The organism is Sporomusaceae bacterium, from assembly GCA_031460455.1.
GTDB lineage: Bacteria > Bacillota > Negativicutes > Sporomusales > UBA7701 > Anaeroselena.
In genome coordinates, this window is the sequence record JAVKTQ010000001.1 from 240,970 (window position 1) to 260,750 (window position 19,781).

Here is a 19,781-nt window from a genome sequence, read left to right on the forward strand (position 1 = left end):
ATGGCCGCCCCCGTATACATTGGCCTCGTCCATTACCCCATATATAACAAGAACGGCGAAACGGTCGCCACCGCCATCACCAACTTCGATATCCACGACATCGCCCGCACCGCGCGGACCTACGATGTCGCCCGCTACTTCGTCATCCACCCCCACGACAGCCAGGCCGACCTGGCGCGCGACATCCTCGCCTACTGGCGGGACGGCTATGGCGGCGAATACAACCCCGACCGGCGCGAAGCCCTGTCGGTGCTGGACATCGTCCCCGACATCCCTGCAGCCGTCGCGGCAATAACCGCCGAAACCGGGCGGCCCCCCGTCATCGTCACCACCGACGCCCGCCGCTACGCCAACACCGTCAGCTACGTCGGCCTCCGCGCCCGACTTCAGGATGACGACCGGCCGTGCCTGCTGCTCTTCGGCACCGGCTGGGGCATCGACAAGCAAGTGATGGCCAGCTTCGACCACATCCTCGAACCCATCTGGGGCCGGGGCGAATACAACCATCTGCCCGTCAGGGCCGCGGTCGCCATCATCCTCGACCGCCTGCTCGGCGCCGCCTGGTGGGATAACGGCGGCCAAAGGGAATAATTGTTGTCAATTCGGCAAACATATGTTATAATCCACTGTGTAAAACGGACGGTCCGCTGCCCGCTGCGGCATGAACGTCTAGTATGAGGAGGAACCCCCTTGGACATTATCAAAGCACTCGAACAGGAACAAATGCGCAGCGACATCCCGGTATTCAATCCCGGCGACACCGTCCGCGTCCACGTAAAAGTCGTGGAAGGCACCCGTGAGCGTATTCAGGTTTTCGAAGGCGCCGTCATTAGGCGTCAGGGCAGCGGTGCCCGCGAAACCTTCACCGTCCGCCGCATCTCTTACGGCGTCGGCGTAGAACGCACCTTTCCCGTCCACTCGCCGCGCGTCGAGAAAATCGAAGTGGCGCGCCGCGGCGTCGTACGCAGGGCCAAGCTCTACTACCTGCGCAACCTGACCGGTAAAGCGGCCAGAATCAAGGAAAAACGCTAGCGAAAATGGGACTGGCAGCAGTCCCTTTTTCTTCATCCCCTGGCTTCCGCCCACACCCCTAAACTTGGCGAAAGCCAGGTTTTCCAATCGGCAGGGAGGTATACCGTTGAAAACTTCTCTCGGCGAAGAAATCAAGGATTGGGTAATATCAATCCTGATTGCCGTAGTCCTGGCCTTCTTCATCCGCTATTTCATCGTCGAACTTTACATGGTCGAGGGACCGTCGATGCGTCCGACCCTCGTGAACGGCGAACGGCTGGTCGTCAATAAATTCCTCTACCGCTTCAAAACCCCCGAGCGGGGCGAAATCGTCGTCTTCCGCTACCCGCGCGACCCCAGCCGCGACTTTATCAAGCGCGTCATCGGCGTGCCGGGCGACACTATTGAAATCAAGGAAGGCCGGGTGTTTCTCAACGGCCAGCTGCAGAACGAGACCTATATACTCGAAAAAACCAGGGGCTCGTTCGCGATGGTTACCGTGCCGGCAGGCCACATTTTTGTAATGGGCGACAACCGCAACAACTCGGAAGACAGCCGGTTTCGCGACGTTGGGTTTGTGAGCAACGAGCTGATAAAAGGCAAGGCAGTGTTCGTCTTCTGGCCGATGGAACACCTTAAATCCCTACCCTAAACCATCTGACATTGGCGTGCATTCTCTGGCATTTTCTCGTACACTAGCTGACATTTTTTTCGAACATCCACCCTGACAATTCTTTGACATGGGTTGTGAAGTATAAGACAATGCATATCAACTGGTTTCCCGGCCACATGGCCAAAGCCCAGCGGATGATCCGCGAACAACTCAAACTGGTGGACGTGGCTATCGAGCTGCTGGACGCCCGCATCCCGGCCGCCAGCGCCAACCCGGTCATAGACGAGGTGGTCGGCGACAAGCCGCGGGTGGTAGTGCTTAATAAGGCTGACCTGGCCGATCCGGATGGGACGGAGCGGTGGTTGGCCTTTTTCCGCGCCCAGGGCCGGGAGGGAATCGCGGTGGAATCGCTGGGCGGCGGCGGCACGAAACAGCTCGCCACGAGGGTGGAGAAGGCGGCGGCGCCGATGCTGGCCAGACTGGCCGCCAAAGGCATCAGGCCGCGGGCGGTGCGGGCGATGATTCTCGGTATCCCGAATGTCGGCAAGTCGTCGCTGATTAACCGCCTGCTGGGTACGGCGACGGCGCGGACAGGCGACAAACCGGGCGTCACCCGCGGGCAGCAGTGGCTGAAGATCGGCCGCAATCTCGAACTCCTGGATACGCCCGGTGTGCTGTGGCCCAAGCTCGAAGACCAGGAGGCGGCCTTCCGCCTGGCGGTGACCGGCGCGATCAGCGACGAGGTCTTCGACCGGGAGAAGGTGGTGGCGCTGCTGCTGAACATGCTGCGCAACGATTACCCCGACCGGCTGGCCGCCCGTTACAACCTGACCGGGTCGCTGCCGGAGGACGGGCTGGAACTGTTGGCGCTTGTCGGGACGAGGCGCGGCTGCCTGAGAAGCGGCGGCGTCGTCGACTACGAGAAGGCTGGCCGGATCGTGCTGAGCGAGTTCCGCGACGGCAAGCTGGGGCGGTTCACACTCGATCTGCCGCCCGAATTAGGGTAGAATGAAGGAAGCCGGCTCTGCGAGCCGGCTTTTTTATCGGCAACCGGTCGGCAGGATTTGGGTTGAAGGCCAAGAATACTATTAGGACATATATTTTTCGCCGTTCGGAGGGAGAGCCGTGGCTAACGGTCGGATGACGGTGGCTGAGGCGGCGGCGATGCTGGCCGTCGATGAAGTTGCCCCTGAGACGCTAGATATGCTGTGCGCCGATCCGCGGGCGGCCGTGGCCAGGCTGGTGGCCCGCTGGCGACGCCGGCGGGAGGCTGCGGCCGCGGAGGAACGCCGCCTCGATAAGCTTTTTATGTACGAACGGGCGCTCTATGGGCAGGGCCGGATGCTGGTGGCGGGCGTGGACGAAGCCGGCCGGGGGCCGCTTGCCGGCCCGGTGGTGATTGGGGCTGTTATCCTGCCGCCCGCGTGCCGCCTGCCGGGGCTCGACGATTCGAAGAAGCTGACGGCGGCGGAGCGGGAAGACCTGTATGAGCGCATCAAGGCGTCGGCGGTGGCGGTGAGCCATGTTGTCGTAGGTGTGGAGGATATCGACCGCATCAATATTTACCAGGCGACCGTCCAGGGCATGTACGCGGCCGTGGCCGGCCTGGAACCCGCCCCGGAGGCGGTGCTGGTGGATGCGGTGCCGCTGAAGTTTCTTGCCGTGCCTCACCAGGCGATCATCGACGGCGACGCGCTGAGCGCGTCGATCGCCGCCGCTTCGGTAATCGCCAAGGTGGAGCGCGACCGGATTATGGCCGCCCTCGACGCGGAGTATCCCGGCTACGGGTTTGCCCGCCACAAGGGCTACGGCACGCCGGAGCATCTCGCGGCCCTGCGCAGAGTCGGTCCGTGCGCCATCCACCGGCGGAGTTTCGCGCCGGTAAGAGGGGAGGGGAGTCTATTTGATGAAGATTAATGCCGGTTTGCCGGTCGACCCGGCTGCGACCGCCTCGATCAGCGGCCAGGCCGAAGCGACGAACGGGCCGGCGGCGTCTTCGCAGGCGGCTCTCCGCAGCACGGTCGAACTGATTGCGGACGGCAACATCAAAATGCTTCTCGACGCCCTCGGCAAGACGCTGGGGGAGTTTAACAAGCTTGCGGGGGAACTGCCTGCGGAGGCGGCCAAGGAGGCGCAGAACCTCGGCCGCGCCGCGATGGGGGCGGATACTGTCGTGCAGCGCGGTTTGGCGGCGATGGTGCGCGGGGCGCGGAGCGGCGGGGAAACGACGGCCGCTTTCGCGCAGACGATGGCCGATGCGGCGCTTTTGAGCAAGGCTTTTCCGGAAGGCCTCATGCCGGAGACGGCGGCGGCGGCGACGGTCTTTGCCCGCGCCCTCGGCGAGAGCGGCGATTTGACCGCTCGGCTGATGACGCTGGTTCGCCAGCTGATCGCAACTCCGGAGGACGAGACGACGCCGCTCGCGCTGGCCAAGGCGCTGCTGGCCGAGCTTCCTGAGGATATCAAGGCGCCGGCCGTGCGGGCGCAAATCGAAAAGGCGGCCGCGGCGCTCAGCCGCTCGATCCCGGATACGGTGCGCCAGGCGGCGGCTCTCCACAGCCTGCCTGAGCTTCAGGAGGCGCTGGTGTGGCAGAAGGTCGCCGACAGCCTGCCGTGGCTGAAGATGCCGACGGAGACGCTGGAGCAGGCGAGCCGGACGCTGCGGGAAATGGCTGGCGCGATTAATTCGTCCAAGCAATCGGCCGCAGATACGCCGGGCGGGCAGAAGGTCCTGGTGATCACCATGCCGGTGTTTTTTGCGGACGGGCGCGCTTATCCGGCGTATATTCATATTTCCCGCGACCGGGAGCAGGCGGATAATCCCGCGGCGCCGGTGCGGGAGACGTGGCTGAGGATGTGCGTTGCCACCGATAACCTTGGGGTGGTGGATATGGTTTTTCACCTCCGCGGCGAGCAGCAGCTAAGCATTCGCGTGACGTTCTCGAACCGCGAGGCCGGCGAGGAGTTCCGCGGCGTGCTGCCCGAGCTGCGCGGCGCACTGGCGGAGTCCGAGCTGACGGTGGCGGATATCGCCGTTGTGGCCACAACCGAAAAGTAAGCGCCGAGGTGACATATGGCCGAAACCGACAAGCCCCGCAAGGAAGCGGTGGCTATCCGATACGACAGCAAGGAAGACAAGGCCCCCAAGGTCGTCGCCAAGGGGGCGGGGCTCGTTGCCGAGCAGATATTGGCCACGGCCGAGAAGCATACTGTTCCTGTTTACCGCAATAGAACACTCACATCCATGCTGATGGCGGTGGACCTGGACCGGGAGATTCCGCCCGAGATGTATAAGGCGGTGGCCGAAGTGCTGGCTTATGTGTACCGTCTTGACCAGAAGCGGCGCAGACGGTAAACTGGAGGGCTATTATGCGACGGATATTGCTGGAGAACGTCACTTCGGGGATGAAGCTGGCCAAACCTCTTTACACGGCGGATGGCAAGATATTGCTCAATGCCGGGCTGGAGATGAAGGACCGCTACATCGGGCGGCTGCGCGCCCTCGACGTGACGTATGTGTATATCGAGGACGACCTGACGGCCGATATCGACGTTCCCGATGTGGTCAGCGAACAGGCTCGCGTCGAGGCGGTGGCGAGTGCCAAGCAGGTGATGGAGCAGATTAAGCTAGGCCGCAAGGTCGACGCCAGCGAGGCGAAGAAGGTCGCCAATACGCTGGTTGACGAGTTGTGCCGCAATCACGGCACGCTGGTCAATTTCATCGATATGCGGACCAAGGCCGATTATCTTTTCAACCATTCGGTCAATGTGTGCATTTTGTCGACGCTGACGGGCATCAGCCTGGGCTTCGACGAGCTGCGCCTGCGCGATCTGGGCGTGGGGGCGCTGCTCCACGACACCGGCAAACTGATGGTGCCGCCGGAGATACTGAGCAAGACCGAGCGGCTGACCCTCGCCGAGCTTGAGGAGGTGCGCCGGCATGCCGAATACGGCTTCGATATCCTCCGCAAGAACCCCGATGTCAGCCTGATGTCGGCCCACTGCGCTTTCCAGCATCACGAACGCTTCGACGGCAGCGGCTACCCCCGCGGCCTCAAGGGCAACGAGATCCATCAGTTCGCTCAGATCGTCGCCCTGGCGGACGTGTACGACGCGCTGACTTCCGATGTCATATACCGCAAGGCGGTGCCTGTCTATGAGGCGCTGGCGATCATCACCAAGGCGGCCGGCATGTATTTCGATCCCGAGCTTGTCGACCATTTCGCCGGCAATATCGCCCCGTACCCGATCGGGTCGGTGGTGAGGCTGAGCAATAACCACATCGGCGTGGTGGTGGACATGTCGCGCGAGAGCAAGACCAAGCCGGTGGTGCGGGTGATCGCCGACGCGCAGAAGCAGCGGATGAACAAGATCGTGGAGATCGACCTGTCGAAGAACAGCCAGCTGTATATCGCCGACGTGGCCGAAAGGTAGGGCGGCGATGGAGCATATCCGCACCGGCAACGCGGGAGAACTGGCGGCCGCCGAACATCTGAAGGCGGCGGGCTACGCCATCCTGGCCCTGAAGTACCGTGCCCGGCCGGGGGAGGTCGATATCGTGGCCTCCCAGGGCGGGACACTGGTGTTCGCCGAGGTGAAGACGCGGCGGAGCGGGGCGTACGGCACGCCGGCGGAAGCGGTGACGCGCCGCAAGCAGGGCAAGCTGATGGCGACAGCACTTTGCTATATGAAGCAGCACGGATTATATGATAAGCCGATGAGGTTTGATGTTATCGAGGTAATGATGACTGGCCGCGAGGCGAGTATTAATCATATTATCAACGCGTTTGGACGCTGAGAAGCCTCATCTGCGGCGCGAGGAGAGGGGCGATGAAGGCAAGTTTATAACCAATTAACATGGATATTTCGCTTGAATTCTTTTTGGAGTGTGTAAATATGTCGAGTATTACAGAAATTCAAAAGAAAAGATTCCTGTTCTTAAAAAAACTTTATGAGGTCACAGGTGGAGATCAACATTATTTTATCAACATGTCCAAAATTGGTAATGATTTAGGCTATTCAATAAATGACACTGAGTTGGTATTTCAGTATCTGTATGGACAAGGTTTAGCGAAACTTCAAGCAAAAGGCGGCATAATCTCGATCACGCATAATGGAGTGGTTGAAGTCGAAAAAGCGCTGACTAATCCAGAGGAATCTACACATTATTTCCCCTCAGTAGTCAATATAATTAATATTAAAGAAATGTCCGGCTCACAAATACAGCAAGGAACTTGCAATAGTATACAAGAAGTCAATTATAATCTTTTAGACATTGAAAATATAAAAATTGCCATTGGTGATATAAAGTCACGGATAGATAGTCTTAGTATGAACATAAGCGATTATCAAGAAGCAAAAACTCAAATAGCAACTGTTGAAGCTCAGCTAACTTCAAGGAACCCAAATCCGGCAATAGTAAGTGAATGTGTGAAGACCTTGCGGAGTTTACTAGAAGGGGCTATTGGAAGTGTACTTGCAGCCGAAATTTTGCAACCTTTACTCAAACATATTTGTAATTGACTCAACAGTAAGGTTGCGAGGACTAGCATTGGCGGAAGGCGCAAACAAGTGGCGAGGTTGTGGAGGGTGAATACGCGCCGTTGGCGAAGCGGAGAGCGCCGCCGCACGCGAGTCCATGGACGGACGAGCGAGGAGTCCTCTGCCACGGACGGCAGTGGACGACGGTGCTCGCGGGCGCGCGGAGCGAGCTTACGGCGCGTTCGCCCGGAACATGGGAGCCGCGGTTTGCGGCTGGAGCCGGGGGATAGGCGCCGTCATAGCTCAAGCGCCGCTGTTTTGCGCCTTTTGCCGGGATGCAACCAGAAAAACATACACTCAAAAGACAACCTCCGCGTTATCGCGGGGGTTTTTCGTTTTCCATCCAGTGTTTGGCAGCCGCACGGGGGTAACCGCGCCCATAGGATTGACATAGGATAATATGACTCTGGATAAAGGAGGAATGGGCATGGGTCGTGGCTTTGGCGGTTGCGGCGGAGGCGGCAGCGGGATCGTTGTTGTGGTCATAATTATAATCTTGCTGCTGCTGTTCCTGGGAGAAGAAGACAGCATCTCGATCTAACGGGGCTAGTGAACATGTAGGTGTAAGACGGCGTCCGCCGTGAGTAACTACTTACCGCAAAAAAGCTTTTCCCCCTACCAATATTGCAGCGAGCCCCCCGAGTATGCCGCGGCTTGTGCCGTGGCTGCCCGGGGGGCTCGCTGCATTTGTATCCTCAAGGGTTTCTTTTCATGTGGGTTCCAGTTTTCGCACCCTTTTCGGCCTTGGATTTCTTTTTCTGGCCGTCTTTGTTGCCGCCCATCAGCATCACCTCCGGGGTTAATATTTACCAATAACCGCCGAGAAATACCGCGCAAACGGCAAAGGATGAACGGAACGGCGTTTATGCAGGGAGGGTTTTGGGGGGCGGCTGTAGAATTTACCTATTCAGGCGCCTTTTCGGGTCGCCAGCGAAAAGTAGGAGGTAAAACTGTGCTCGTTATCGCGGAAAAACCTGTTAAACGGATGGCCGTTTTTATTGCCGCACTGTTTATGGCAGCCGTATTCCTGACACTCGCCCCCGCCGGCACGGCCAGCGCGGCGCCCGCCGACGGCATCGGCTATGTCGACATGGTATTACTGATGTCCCATCACCCGGATGCGGTGAAGGTAGATGAGACGCTGAAGACCGCCGCCGAGGAGGCGGAGAAGGAGTTTGCCGCCAAGTCGGCCGGCATGAGCGACATCGATAAGCAGGTGTTGATGAATCAGATCCAGATGCGGCTTGACGTCCAAGGGGCCGAGCAGATGGAGGCGCTCAGGGCCAAGGTTGCCCAGGCGGTCGGCGAGGTCGCGGCCCAGAAGGGCCTGCATGTGGTTTTTGACAAGGGCCTGGCCATCTACGGCGGCGAGGACATCACCGCCGCGGTCGGCAAGAAGCTGGCCGGCCAGTAGCATACATAATGCCGTGCAGCCCCCGCTATTTGCGGGGGCTTTTTACTGCCGGTTTGACAGGCTTGGCGGAAACCGGCCGGGCAAGGAAGGATATGGTCGTTTTTCCTCGAAATGTAAATAAAAATGGCAGTCTGTCGCTTATCGCCGCCGGTATGGGGGTGTGCGCGTCTGACGGAGAAGCCAATCCATGAAGGCCACGGAGAGGTAGGCCCAGATCGTGGTCGCCGCGGTGACGGGCAGGAACAAGCCATCCGGGATTATGATAAGGCCGTGGGCGGCGCCGACGAAATACAGGAGGAAGAGGGCGGCGGCCGCCAGGGCCTTGCGGAGGAGACCGGGCCGCGCATAGTACATATACAGGGCGGCGGCGGCGCCGGGGACGGTGTAGACGGCCAGGACGAGAAGATAGCGGCTGTCGACAGGGTCGGGCAGTATCGCGGCGCTGAAGGAAAGATGGCCGGAGACCATGAGCGCCCATACGATGGTGACGATGTAGAGCGGGAAGAGCCCGATGAAGATACAGCCATAGAGGACGGCAGAGCTGATGCCTCTCAGAAGAAGGGCGGCGTTAAGGTTTTTCGCGAGTTGGAAGTAGAGGAAGAGCCCGATGACGGTCATCCAGGTGCGATACCAGTTGTGGCTGTATATGCCCAGGGCGAGGAAGAGTTCTTCCACAAGGCCGTAGGCGGCGGCCAGCAGGAGCGACCAGCGGAAGTCGAGGCCTAAGATGGCGACGAGCAGCGCGGTGGCGGCGACGGAGAACTGGGAGAAGAGGTTGCCGGCGAGTACGCGGTCGAAGGGGTCGGGGCTTGTCTGGAGGAGCATCGGGTAGTAGGTGTAGGCTTTGCCAAAAATGAGGATCATCGTTTCGAAGCTGAGCACAACGCCGGCGAGGATGAAGTACAGGCCGAATGCCAGCCGGCGGTTGCGGGCCAGGAGGAAGGCGGCGGCCAGTTCGCCGACGGTGGTGAGGCCAAGGAGTATATACCAGAGGGTGTAAGTCCAGAAGTGGTCCAAGGGTTTTCACCCCTTAAGCCTGTTGTCGCTTTGATATTATTTCCGCTTGCGGTTGATAGATGCTCTTTCCAAGGCAATTATCAGCCTGTGACGGATAATGGGTTAACGATGATGATGGCGGGAGGTACGCGGCTATGTCTTACGCGCAGGTGTACGGCGCGGCGACGCTGGGCATCAACGGCGCCCTCGTGACGGTGGAGGTGGATATCGCGAACGGGTTGCCGGGGCTCGATATCGTCGGCCTGCCGGACGCGGCGGTGAAGGAATCGAAGGAGCGGGTGCGGGCGGCGATTAAAAACGCCGGGCTGGAGTTTCCCGTGCGCCGGGTGACGGTGAATCTCGCGCCGGCCGATATGCGCAAGGACGGCTCGGGCCTCGATCTGCCGATCGCCATCGGGGTACTGGCGGCCAGCGGGCAGGTGGACCCGGAGAGCTGCCGGCAGAGTGTGTTTGTCGGCGAGCTGTCACTGGAGGGACGGCTGAGAGGGATCGCCGGTATTTTGCCGATGGCGATGGATATCGCCGCTCGTGGGCTGGGGGCGGTTTTCGTCGCGCCCGACAACGCCCAGGAGGCGCTTTTTGCCGGACAGCTGACCGTTTTTGCGCCGGCGACGCTGGAGGAGACGGTGGCCCATCTGCGGGTCGAGCGCCCGCTGACCGGGGTGGCATGGGCGGGGCGTCCGCCGGCCGCGGGCGGGCCGAACGACGATATGGCGGAGGTGCAGGGCCAGGCGGCGGCTAAGCGGGCTCTGGAGATCGCCGCCGCCGGCGGGCATAATGTGCTGATGGTGGGGCCGCCAGGCTCGGGTAAGACGATGCTGGCCCGCCGTCTGCCGTCGATCCTGCCGCCGCTTACCGACGCCGAGGCGCTGGAGGTGACGAAGATCTACAGCATCGCCGGTTTGCTGCGCGCCGGGGGCGGCCTGGCGGCCCACCGGCCGTTCAGGAGCCCGCATCATACGGTGTCTGACGCGGGAATGATCGGCGGCGGGCGGGTGCCGCGACCGGGGGAGGCGACGCTGAGCCATCACGGGGTGCTGTTTCTTGACGAGTTGCCCGAGTTTCCCCGCATGGTGCTGGAGGTGCTCCGCCAGCCGATGGAGGACGGCGAGGTGACGATTTCAAGGGTGAACGCGACGCTGTCCTATCCGGCGAAGTTTATGATGGTGGCGGCGATGAATCCCTGCCCGTGCGGCTACTTCGGCGACAGCAGCCGCCAGTGCAGCTGCACGCCGGGCGATATCCGCCGTTATTTGAAGAAGATTTCCGGCCCGCTGCTGGACCGCATCGATATCAATATCGCGGTGCCGCGGCTGGAGTACGGGGAGATCGCCGGCGATTCGCCGGCCGAGTCGTCGGCGGCTGTCAGGGAGAGGGTGGAGCGGGCGCGGGCGGTGCAGCAGCGGCGTCTTGCCCGCTACGGGCTGGGGGCCAACGCGCAGATGGGCCACCGCCACGTGAAGGCTACCTGCCTGCTGGAGGATACGGCGCAGAGCCTGCTGAAGCAGGCGTTTGAGCGGCTGAATCTGAGCGCCCGCGGCTACGACCGGGTGCTGAAGGTGGCGCGGACGGTCGCCGACCTGGCCGGGGAGGAGAAGATTTCCGCCCAGGCGGTGGCCGAGGCGGTGCACCTGCGCATAATGTGAAGGAAAGTTTGTTGCGTTAGCTGACGAAACGCAACGCCTGGAAGAGATGTGTCCGATTGTCGTCGACGCCAGGGCACTATTTATTCGCGGTGATATAGAGGCTTATACCGGAAATTTGATGAAAAAGGTTGTCCCTTCATGCGAACTGTTCACATCGATTTTCGCGTGATGGCGCTCGGCAATGCGGTAGCATACCGACAGTCCCAGTCCGGTGCCGTTTTCTTTGGTGGTAAGAAAGGGAGTGCCGATTTTCTTAATGATGTGCTTGGGAATTCCTCGGCCAGTATCTTGCAATGCAAGGATGACGCGACCACCTTCGAAGCTGGTTGAGATGGTCACTGTGCCGCCCGCCGGAGACGCTTCGAGGGCGTTACGGGTTAGGTTAAGGACAAGTTGCCGCAATTCCTTTTCATCGAAGTTGATGTCGGGCAGGGGACTGGTTTTAAGTTCGACGGAGCAGCCGGACAGCAGGGCATCGGCCTGTAGGAGGGGGAAGAAGGCGGTAAGCAAATCATTCAGACTGCCGCGTTTGAATTCGGCAATCTTGTTTTTGGCCAACGAGAGATAATCACTGATGATGGCGTTGGCCCGATCCAATTCATCAATCATAATGCTAAGCTGTTCGCCGTGCTCGGTATATTCTTTTTTGCGCTGCATGATTTGTAAGTAGCCACGTACCGTTGTGAGCGGATTGCGAACCTCGTGGCCAATCGCTGCCGCTATCTCGCCTACCGTGTTTAGTCGATCCAGCCGCAATAGGTCTGCCTCAGTTTTCTTGCGATCAGTGATATCTTGAACAATTGATAGGAGCGATTCGATTCGGCCGTTTTCGTTATATTCAGGGGTAATTTGATTGAGCATATCCCGGACGGCGCCTTGCTTGTCTGGAAATTGAACCTCAAAAACCACGGCAGTACCAGATTGCAGTGCTTCGGTCATATGCCTATGAAACAATTCACAATACTCCTGAGGGATACCAATCTCCGGCAAAGTCTTACCGATTATGGCGCTGTCGTAGCCAAAATCGCGCAATCCCTGGGGGGAAACATAGCGGATGCGAAAATCCGTACCGTATTGCACGATGTACGTCGGGATGTTCTCAACAAGCATCCGGTAGGCTCGCTCGCTGTGTTTAAGTTCCCTAGTCCGCTCTTTGACAAGACCTTCGAGGTTTTCTTTGTGCCGACGAAGCTCATCCTCCATCTGTTTGCGGTCGGTGATATCCACATTAATCCCAACGAGCCCGTGCATCTGGCCGCGCTCGTCGGTTATCGGGGCGGCATATGCACGGATTACTCTGCTGCTGCCGTCAAAGCGGCGAATAGTTAGCTCTACCGGTTCGGTGGGGTGGCCTGTCTGCAATACCTTTACGAAAGGGTAGTCTTTGAGCGAAAGTCTCTTGCCGCTATCGGCATACCAGGCGACGTATTCGGTATACTCGTCGATGCTTTTACAAAGGGGCGCGTCGCCAGACCAAATGATATCAGCCGCCTTGTTTTTTTGGATGATCCTGCCGTTCTGATCGGCTACCCACACACCTACAGGCAGATTATCCGGGATAGCTGCTAACCTGGCCCGTTCTACAGCCAGTGAGTTGGCGAGTTCCGCCAATTCGTCAAGTTGCCCCCTCAGTTTCAGCGAAGGGATAATGTGGTTCAATTTACGAAGTAGCCACTTCTGTATGTTGTTTCCTAAACCCAAGGTCAATCACTCCAACACATAATTTTTATGAGTTGTCCATCAATTTTGACAATTTTCGTAATTGACAGCATCTTCCTGCAAAACTAAAAGAAAAATCATTATTTCCACCCCAGCGGGGGCAGTGGCGATGCATCTGCGAAATAATTTGAAGGAGAGTGTGATGGGCGTGTAGGCTGGGGCGGGGATAAATGAGGCTGGGAATAACCGGGGGAGGGGAAGGTATGGCTGTTTCCGACCGATCGTGGCGAGCGCCTGAGTACACCGTTGTAGTGCTGGTCAGTTTTATTGTGCTGCAAACGCTGCTTGTTATCATGCACGAGTTTATTCACAGCACCGTCGCGTGGCTGCTCGGGCATATGAACAGCCCCTTCGGCATCGTCTGGGGCAATCCCCTGACTTTGACCGGATGGGATGAAGGAGTGGAGTATTCCAGACTGTTCGCGGCCGGGCACCGACATGCCGCCGCCGCGATCGGGGCGAGTCCCCTGGTGGTGCATGCGGCGATTGTGGCCGCCGGATTCAGGCTTATGAAGGCTGGACGTCCGGAGAACAGGTGGCTTTTTCACGTTCTTTTCTGGTTCGTCATAGCGAATTTTATGGAGCTTTTCGCTTATATCACTATGGCATCGTTCGTGCCGGGCGGGGATGTAGGTATCTTCAACCTGGGCCTGATGGTTTCGCCATGGTTTCTTTTTGTCGGCGGGTCGCTGACAATCGCCGCCGGCCTGAAGGTACTGTACGAGCAAGTCTTGCCCCGTATGTACGCCATTTTTGCCCGCGGGAACCGGTCGCTGGAATGGACGATTTTGCAACTGACCGGCTGCGCGCTTTTCTTGTGGGGCAGCGGGCTGAGGGTCGCGGTTTACAGATACCCTGATCCCCAATGGCTTTTCGGCCTCATCGGCGTTGCCGCTTTTTGCCTGACAACGGTTTTGTACAGGCCTAGGTGAACAGGCCGCCGTATATGCCGGCGCGGGGGCGGAGTGCGCCAGCAGCTGCAAATGTTGTTCGTTGAGGACCGTTAGCCGTGGATAATGAAGGTAGTTTGCAAAATAGTACTAATTCACAGGGGTTACTATTATGTAAGTCGTAAATGTTAATTAACTTACGACTAGCAAAATAAGACATTATACGGCAATAAACGACATTGACGGGAGGAACGCGTCGGGGCTGGTGAAGCGCGAGGGTAAAGGTTGGGCAGTGATTTCCTGGAAATATGTGGATATTATTACGGCCTGGACAGTGTAGCTGGCGGCCGGTTTAATGCATTTGGCTGTTTGGATATTGATTTTTTACGGACAGGGGTTATACTTAAAATTGGTATTTATGTATTTTTCAGATAAAAAGAGGTGGCGTCAGTGTCGGAAATGTTGACGAAGTTATGCGGGGCGGCGGAGATTGTTCCTAAACTAGTTACCGGCAGGATCGGGATGGTTGTATGCGACAAGGAGAAATGGCTGGTGTGCAATTCGATTGCCGAGCTGGCCAAACAGGTTGTGGCCGGCGATCCCGTGAAGCCCGGCTCGGCGGCCCATAAGGCGATGGAAAAGCGTGAACGGGTTGTCGTGGAGGTGGCTAAGGAGGTTTACGGCATTCCGTATATCGCAATAAGTATGCCGGTGATCGAGGACGGGGCCGTGGTGGGCGCTGTGGCTATCCACGAGTCGCTGGAACGCCGGGAGACGCTGCTGAATGCGGCCAGGCAGCTTTCCGGCTCGGCGGGCGAGCTTTCCGGCTCGATCGAGTCGATTCTCGCCCAGGCCGAGGAGCTGGCGGCAAGCGGCCGCTGCCTGAAGGATATGTCGGTGGAGGCTACCCGCCAGGTGGGGGATACCGATAAGGTGGTCGGCTTTATCAAGGATGTGGCCAGCCAGACGAATCTGCTCGGCCTTAACGCCGCGATCGAGGCGGCGCGGGTCGGCGAGCTGGGGCGCGGCTTCGGCGTGGTGGCCGAGGAGGTGCGCAAGCTGGCGGTGAACAGCGCCGGTTCGGCGACGCAGATTACAAGTATTTTAGCCGAGATCCGCGATTCGATCGCCAAGATCGCGTCCGAGATTTCGCAGATCGAGGCGGTGGCCGAGCATCAGGCGGAGACTATCCAGCGGCTGACGGCCCATAGCCAGGCGCTGGCGGCGATGTCTGATCAGATGGCGGGTATGGCAGCCAATTTGGGAAGCGAGAGTAAGTAAAAATAAAACCCCGCTGTTGGCGGGGTTTTTGTTTTTACTCTACGATAGCAAGGCGCGGATTCGGTTTGTAGCTGCGGCCTGCTTTGGCGCAGTGCCGGCCGTCGACCATGACGATGTCGGCGGTGAAGTTGACGTTGTCGGCGAAGAGGCTGGCGCCGACGGCGTAGATGTCGGCAGGGACGCGGGCTGCTTCGAATTCGGCGATGCGGTCGGCGTTGAAGCCGCCGGAGACCATGATTTTGATGTGCGGGTAGCCGGCTTCGTCGAGGGCGCGGCGGACGTTGGCGACGAGGGGGGCGCAGACGCCGGTGGGACGGAAGGCGCCCATTTGCGGCAGGACGGAGGCGTCGACGAGGGTGTCGCTGGTGTCGAGGCGGACGGCGAAGAGTTTGCCGTCCATGGCGCGGGCGACGGCCAGGGAGGTGGCGACGCAGTCGTTGTCGTAGTCGACGAGGGCGACGCGGCTGACGGCGGGGTCGATGTGGCGGTCGAAGGCGCGGGTGGCGGCTACGGTGTCGCCGCCGTAGGTGGCGATGAGGGCGTGGGGGATGGTGCCGATGGCTTTGGCGCCCCAGTAGAGGCCGTTGGCGGGGGTGGAGACGCCGGCGGCGCCGCCGATGTGGGCTGCGTAGCCATCGCCGGTTTGGGTGCCCCAGGGGTCGAAGCGGGAGGAGAAGAAGAACAGCGGTTTGCCGGCGGCGGCATTGGCGCAGCGGCGGGTGTTTGTGGCGACTTTGGTCTGGCGGGCGAGGACGCCGAGGTAGACGGTTTCGAGGTGGGAGAAGTCGGCGAGGTCGCCTTCGATGGTCATGACAGTTTCCCAGGGGGCGATGTCGTCGCCATCGTAGAGGGCTTTTATGACGAGGTTTTCGGGGTTGTGGGCGCATTTTTTGATGATGGCGATTGCTTCGTCGACGCCGCAGATGACGGCGTGTTGACGCTGGAAGATCTGCATGGTGACGCGGGGGTGGCGGTTGGCGGCGAGGAGGATGTCGCGGGTGCGGTTGAAGTAGCAGTCGCTGTAAAGGCCGCTTTTTATTTCCTCGGCCGGGAAGGTGAATTTGTCGGGGGAGAGACGCTGTTTCATAAGGGAGACCTCCGCAGGGTTTTTCGGGTGCTTTTTTCCGTTATTGGGCAAATTTGTTTAATACATATACCCATGATACAATAAAATTGTATTTACCAGCAAGAGGAGGGCGGCAATGAATTTTAACCCGCGGTTATTGAATATCGGCAGCGAGGCGCAGGCGCGCGCCGAATTGGCTAGGCTGGGGTGCGATCCGGTCGGGATTAATATTATGTCCGCGAAGGCGGTTTTTAAGATAGTGAGACTGGAGAAGGTGCCGGCGAAGGCCGCGAATCTGCTGAAGCAGACGTTCCTGGCCAAGGGTGGCGAGGTGGCGCTGACGCGGGGGACGGCCGATCTGAGCGTGGCGGAGAGCGATGTGCTGATTTGCGCTACGCTGAAGCAGTACCGCCTGGCGCTGGCCCAGCTGAAGCTTCAGCCGTGGGGGCTGCCGAAGGTGGCGGCGGCGGTTGAGGCGGCGCTGGCGGCGGAGGCTTTTCCGGCGCGGCGGTATGAGTGGCCGGGACGCGAGCTGGCGATAGGGCCGGGTCGGACGGTGATTATGGGGATTTTGAATGTTACGCCGGATTCGTTTTCGGACGGCGGCCGGTTTAATCGCCTGGACGATGCGCTTCGCCACGCGGAGGCGATGCTGGCCGACGGCGCGGATGTGATCGATATCGGCGCGGAGTCGACCCGCCCGTATGGGGGAGCGGTGCAGGTGAGCGCCGCGGAGGAGATGGAGCGCCTGCTGCCGGTGGTGGAGCGGGTGCTGGCGGTGTCGCCGCTGCCGGTGTCGGTGGATACGTATAAGGCGGCGGTGGCGGCGGAGGCGCTGCGGCTGGGGGCGCATATGGTGAACGATGTGTGGGGGCTGCAGCGCGACCCTGATATGGCGGCGGTGTGCGCGCGCTATGGGGCGCCGGTGGTTGTGATGCATAATCAGGAGGGGACGGCGTATGACGGCGATGTGATGGCGGCGGTGTGCGCTTTTTTGCGCCGCAGCGTGGCTGTGGCGACGGAGGCGGGCGTGGCGGCGGATAAGGTTATCGTCGATCCGGGGATCGGGTTCGGCAAAACGCCGGCCCATAATCTGGCGGTGCTGAACCGCCTGGACGAGCTGAAGGTTTTGGGGTGCCCGGTGCTGCTGGGGACGTCGCGCAAGCGGTTTATCGGCGAGGCGTTGGGCGGGCTGCCGCCCGGCGACCGCGTGGCGGGGACGGCGGCGACGGTGGCGTGCGGGATTATGCGCGGGGCGCATATCGTGAGGGTGCACGATGTGAAGGAGATGGCCAAGGTGGCCAGGATGACCGATGTTATTATGAAGGAGGCAATGGACAATGGGTAAGATTACGCTGCAGAATATGATGTTTTACGGTTATCACGGGGTGTACGAGCACGAGCGCGAGATGGGCCAGCGGTTCGCGGTGGACGCGGAGATGAAGCTGGATATGACGAAGGCCGGCGAGACGGACGAGCTGGCGCATTCGCTGGATTATGTGGGTGCGTACGAGGTTATCAGGTCTGTGCTGGAAAATAACAAGTTCAATTTGATCGAGGCTTTGGCGACGCGGATCGCGGATGCGCTGCTGAAGGGGCCGGTGACGGAGGCGACGGTGAGGGTGCGCAAGCCGGGGGTGACGCTGCCGGGGCATCTGGATTTCGTCCAGGTGGAAGTGACGCGGAGCCGCAAGCCGTGATTTGCCTGGGGTTGGGTTCGAACTTGGGAGACCGGGAGGGAAATATCGCCGCGGCTGTCGCGCGCCTGGCCGCGTGGCCGGGGGTGACGGTGGAGCGAGTGTCGTCGCTTTATGAGACGGCGCCGGTGGGATATACGGATCAGCCGGATTTCCTGAACGCGGTTATTTCCGTGCGGACGACGCTGACGCCGCAGGAACTGCTGACGGCCTGCCTGGCGGTGGAGAGGGAGCTTGGCCGCGAGCGAAAGATCCGCTGGGGGCCGCGGACGGTGGACATCGATGTGCTGTTTTACGATGATGTGGTGCTGGCTACGGAGGTGTTGACGCTGCCGCATCCGCGCTTTCACGAGCGTTGTTTCGTGCTGGCGCCGCTGGCGGAGATCGCGGGCGACGCGCCGGTGTACGCCGGCAAGACGGCCGCCGAGCTGGCGGCGGCGTGCTGCGGCGACGGCGCGGTGAGGCTGTTTGGGAAGCTGGAGCGGGGAGGCTGAGATATGAAAGAAGGCCGCAAGGTTTTGTTCATCAGCGCGCCCATCGGGGCCGGGCATGTGCGGGCGGCCCAGGCGGTGGGGGCGGCTTTGCGGCGTCTGGCCCCGGCTGTGGCGACCGAGTATGCGAATGTGTTCGATTTTTTCAGCCCGCGTCTGGGGAAGGCGATCCTCGGCGGGTATCTGAAAGTGCTGGATATTTTCCCGCAGGCGTACGGCGCGGCTTACGGCTGGGGCAACAGCAGCCGCCTGGCGCTGGCCGGGCGGGCGGCGGTGAGCGGTTTTCTGGCCGGGCGGATGGAGAAGTATCTCGCCGCATCAAGGCCGGATTTGATTGTGGTGAGCCATGCGACGCCGGCCGGGCTGGTGGCGCATTTAGCGGGGCAGGGCCGCCTTGCCGTGCCGACGGTGGCGGTGGTGACGGATTTTGTGGTCCACCGTCTGTGGGTGTACCCGGAGCTTGGCATGTATTGCGTGGCCCATGAGGGGATGCGCGATTATCTGGCAGCAGCCGGTGTGGCGCGTGACCGGAGCGTGGCGACCGGCATCCCGGTGGACGGACGGTTTGCGTCGCCGCTGGACAAAGGCGCGGCGCGGGAGGCGCTGGGGCTGCGGGCGGACGCGCCGGTGGCGCTGATCATGGGCGGCGGCGCGGGGGTGATGCCGATGACGGAGATCGTGGCGACGTTCGAAGCGCTGCGGCGGCCGCTGCAGCTTATCGCCGTGGCCGGCAGGAACGAGGCGCTGCGGCGGCAGCTGGCGGCGGAGGCGGCGGGGCTCAGGCACTGCACATTGCAGGCGCTGGGGTTTGTCGACAATGTCGATGTGTTGATGGCGGCGGCCGACGTGCTGGTGTCGAAGCCGGGCGGGCTGACGGCTGCCGAGGCGCTGTCGCGAGGGCTGCCGCTGGTTATCTATCGGCCGATACCTGGACAGGAGGAGGCGAATACCGCTTTTCTGACCGCGCACGGCGCGGCGGTGAAGGTGGATTCGGCGTTGGCGCTCGCCGACCTGGCCTACGGTCTGCTCGACGGCCGGTCGGAAGAGTTGGCTTCTCTCGGGTCGGCGGCTCTCAACCTTGGTAGGCCGGGGGCGGCGGAGGCCGTGGGACGGCTGATTCTCGACCGGTTGGTCAAATAGAGCCTTGACTGATAATTTTTTCCTGGTTATAATTAGGCCAATGTATTTTATGTGCGGAGGAGCGGATGGTGGAGAGGTATTATCAGGCGGCTTTGACTATGGTTCACGGTCTGGGGAATTCCCGGCTCAATTCGCTTGTCGCCTTTTTTGGTAGCGCCCGGCAGGCCTGGTTGGCTTCGCGGCGCGATTTGTTTTTGTGCGGCTGCTTCGATGAGGCCATCGGTAATAATTTACTTGACCTGCGGGAAAAGATAG

At 60.3% G+C, this 19,781-nt stretch carries 21 protein-coding genes; 18 read left to right on the top strand and 3 right to left on the bottom strand.

From position 1 onward, the window contains the following. From RIN56_01325 to RIN56_01375, 11 genes are all read left to right on the top strand, one after another. Entirely contained in the window at window positions 1-591 is a 591-nt protein-coding gene (locus RIN56_01325) for an RNA methyltransferase (GenBank protein ID MDR7865421.1), read from the top strand. Between the two features lie 99 nt (window positions 592-690). Continuing rightward, window positions 691-1,032, top strand: a complete 342-nt coding sequence (rplS, locus tag RIN56_01330; GenBank protein MDR7865422.1) for a 50S ribosomal protein L19 — start codon at window positions 691-693, stop codon at window positions 1,030-1,032. Between the two features lie 106 nt (window positions 1,033-1,138). Then, window positions 1,139-1,663, top strand: coding sequence for a signal peptidase I (lepB, locus tag RIN56_01335; protein ID MDR7865423.1), 525 nt, complete (start codon window positions 1,139-1,141; stop codon window positions 1,661-1,663). Between the two features lie 110 nt (window positions 1,664-1,773). Then, the gene (ylqF, locus tag RIN56_01340; GenBank protein ID MDR7865424.1) at window positions 1,774-2,631 is read left to right on the top strand and encodes a ribosome biogenesis GTPase YlqF; all 858 of its coding nucleotides are present in this window, start codon (window positions 1,774-1,776) and stop codon (window positions 2,629-2,631) included. A gap of 118 nt (window positions 2,632-2,749) precedes the next feature. Beyond that, on the top strand, window positions 2,750-3,541 hold the full coding sequence (locus tag RIN56_01345) for a ribonuclease HII (protein ID MDR7865425.1): 792 nt from the start codon (window positions 2,750-2,752) through the stop codon (window positions 3,539-3,541). After that, a complete protein-coding gene (locus RIN56_01350; protein MDR7865426.1) occupies window positions 3,528-4,682 on the top strand; it encodes a flagellar hook-length control protein FliK in 1,155 nt (384 codons plus the stop codon). Before RIN56_01345 ends, RIN56_01350 begins: the two co-directional genes overlap by 14 nt. Window positions 4,683-4,697: 15 nt before the next feature. Beyond that, window positions 4,698-4,979 carry an EscU/YscU/HrcU family type III secretion system export apparatus switch protein gene (locus tag RIN56_01355; protein MDR7865427.1) on the top strand — a complete coding sequence of 94 codons (282 nt, stop codon included), beginning with the start codon at window positions 4,698-4,700 and terminating at the stop codon, window positions 4,977-4,979. Between the two features lie 14 nt (window positions 4,980-4,993). Further along, window positions 4,994-6,058, top strand: a complete 1,065-nt coding sequence (locus RIN56_01360) for an HD-GYP domain-containing protein (protein ID MDR7865428.1) — start codon at window positions 4,994-4,996, stop codon at window positions 6,056-6,058. A gap of 7 nt (window positions 6,059-6,065) precedes the next feature. Further along, a complete protein-coding gene (locus RIN56_01365; GenBank protein ID MDR7865429.1) occupies window positions 6,066-6,422 on the top strand; it encodes a YraN family protein in 357 nt (118 codons plus the stop codon). Between the two features lie 59 nt (window positions 6,423-6,481). Then, window positions 6,482-7,147 carry a hypothetical protein gene (locus tag RIN56_01370; GenBank protein MDR7865430.1) on the top strand — a complete coding sequence of 222 codons (666 nt, stop codon included), beginning with the start codon at window positions 6,482-6,484 and terminating at the stop codon, window positions 7,145-7,147. Between the two features lie 970 nt (window positions 7,148-8,117). Next, window positions 8,118-8,579, top strand: coding sequence for an OmpH family outer membrane protein (locus RIN56_01375; protein MDR7865431.1), 462 nt, complete (start codon window positions 8,118-8,120; stop codon window positions 8,577-8,579). A gap of 138 nt (window positions 8,580-8,717) precedes the next feature. Here the strand turns inward: RIN56_01375 and RIN56_01380 are convergent, their stop codons facing one another. Continuing rightward, window positions 8,718-9,596, bottom strand: coding sequence for a hypothetical protein (locus RIN56_01380; protein MDR7865432.1), 879 nt, complete (start codon window positions 9,594-9,596; stop codon window positions 8,718-8,720). Between the two features lie 134 nt (window positions 9,597-9,730). On the opposite strand from RIN56_01380, the gene RIN56_01385 reads away from it, so the two are divergent. Next, window positions 9,731-11,242, top strand: a complete 1,512-nt coding sequence (locus RIN56_01385; protein ID MDR7865433.1) for a YifB family Mg chelatase-like AAA ATPase — start codon at window positions 9,731-9,733, stop codon at window positions 11,240-11,242. Window positions 11,243-11,344: 102 nt separating this feature from the next. Here the strand turns inward: RIN56_01385 and RIN56_01390 are convergent, their stop codons facing one another. Continuing rightward, a complete protein-coding gene (locus tag RIN56_01390; GenBank protein MDR7865434.1) occupies window positions 11,345-12,853 on the bottom strand; it encodes a PAS domain S-box protein in 1,509 nt (502 codons plus the stop codon). 311 nt (window positions 12,854-13,164) lie between these two features. Between RIN56_01390 and RIN56_01395 the strand changes: the two genes are divergently transcribed. Then, a complete protein-coding gene (locus RIN56_01395; protein MDR7865435.1) occupies window positions 13,165-13,893 on the top strand; it encodes a hypothetical protein in 729 nt (242 codons plus the stop codon). A 417-nt stretch (window positions 13,894-14,310) separates the two neighbouring features. Beyond that, on the top strand, window positions 14,311-15,132 hold the full coding sequence (locus RIN56_01400) for a methyl-accepting chemotaxis protein (GenBank protein ID MDR7865436.1): 822 nt from the start codon (window positions 14,311-14,313) through the stop codon (window positions 15,130-15,132). A gap of 34 nt (window positions 15,133-15,166) precedes the next feature. Here RIN56_01400 and RIN56_01405 read toward each other — a convergent pair whose 3' ends face one another. After that, window positions 15,167-16,219: a quinolinate phosphoribosyl transferase gene (locus tag RIN56_01405; protein MDR7865437.1), complete on the bottom strand. Its 1,053-nt coding sequence runs from the start codon at window positions 16,217-16,219 to the stop codon at window positions 15,167-15,169. Window positions 16,220-16,334: 115 nt separating this feature from the next. On the opposite strand from RIN56_01405, the gene folP reads away from it, so the two are divergent. The 4 genes from folP to RIN56_01425 are packed head-to-tail and all read left to right on the top strand — an operon-like array spanning window position 16,335 to window position 19,526. Next, window positions 16,335-17,546, top strand: a complete 1,212-nt coding sequence (folP, locus tag RIN56_01410; protein ID MDR7865438.1) for a dihydropteroate synthase — start codon at window positions 16,335-16,337, stop codon at window positions 17,544-17,546. Beyond that, window positions 17,539-17,898 (top strand): dihydroneopterin aldolase, encoded by a 360-nt coding sequence (gene folB, locus RIN56_01415; GenBank protein ID MDR7865439.1) that lies wholly within the window; start codon window positions 17,539-17,541, stop codon window positions 17,896-17,898. Before folP ends, folB begins: the two co-directional genes overlap by 8 nt. After that, the gene (gene folK / locus RIN56_01420) at window positions 17,895-18,389 is read left to right on the top strand and encodes a 2-amino-4-hydroxy-6-hydroxymethyldihydropteridine diphosphokinase (GenBank protein MDR7865440.1); all 495 of its coding nucleotides are present in this window, start codon (window positions 17,895-17,897) and stop codon (window positions 18,387-18,389) included. The genes folB and folK overlap by 4 nt, the downstream gene beginning before the upstream one ends. A gap of 3 nt (window positions 18,390-18,392) precedes the next feature. Next, the gene (locus RIN56_01425; protein MDR7865441.1) at window positions 18,393-19,526 is read left to right on the top strand and encodes a glycosyltransferase; all 1,134 of its coding nucleotides are present in this window, start codon (window positions 18,393-18,395) and stop codon (window positions 19,524-19,526) included. Window positions 19,527-19,781: the final 255 nt, after the last annotated feature.

Bases quoted from the DNA above. Each gene is read 5' to 3' on its own strand.
- ylqF (MDR7865424.1), top strand. From the start codon at position 1,774: ATGCATATCAACTGGTTTCCCGGCCACATGGCCAAAGCCCAGCGGATG.
- RIN56_01425 (MDR7865441.1), top strand. From the start codon at position 18,393: ATGAAAGAAGGCCGCAAGGTTTTGTTCATCAGCGCGCCCATCGGGGCC.
- RIN56_01365 (MDR7865429.1), top strand. From the start codon at position 6,066: ATGGAGCATATCCGCACCGGCAACGCGGGAGAACTGGCGGCCGCCGAA.
- folP (MDR7865438.1), top strand. From the start codon at position 16,335: ATGAATTTTAACCCGCGGTTATTGAATATCGGCAGCGAGGCGCAGGCG.
- RIN56_01405 (MDR7865437.1), bottom strand. From the start codon at position 16,219: ATGAAACAGCGTCTCTCCCCCGACAAATTCACCTTCCCGGCCGAGGAA.
- RIN56_01355 (MDR7865427.1), top strand. From the start codon at position 4,698: ATGGCCGAAACCGACAAGCCCCGCAAGGAAGCGGTGGCTATCCGATAC.
- folB (MDR7865439.1), top strand. From the start codon at position 17,539: ATGGGTAAGATTACGCTGCAGAATATGATGTTTTACGGTTATCACGGG.
- RIN56_01370 (MDR7865430.1), top strand. From the start codon at position 6,482: ATGGATATTTCGCTTGAATTCTTTTTGGAGTGTGTAAATATGTCGAGT.
- RIN56_01360 (MDR7865428.1), top strand. From the start codon at position 4,994: ATGCGACGGATATTGCTGGAGAACGTCACTTCGGGGATGAAGCTGGCC.
- RIN56_01400 (MDR7865436.1), top strand. From the start codon at position 14,311: ATGTTGACGAAGTTATGCGGGGCGGCGGAGATTGTTCCTAAACTAGTT.
- RIN56_01395 (MDR7865435.1), top strand. From the start codon at position 13,165: ATGGCTGTTTCCGACCGATCGTGGCGAGCGCCTGAGTACACCGTTGTA.
- RIN56_01385 (MDR7865433.1), top strand. From the start codon at position 9,731: ATGTCTTACGCGCAGGTGTACGGCGCGGCGACGCTGGGCATCAACGGC.
- RIN56_01325 (MDR7865421.1), top strand. From the start codon at position 1: ATGGCCGCCCCCGTATACATTGGCCTCGTCCATTACCCCATATATAAC.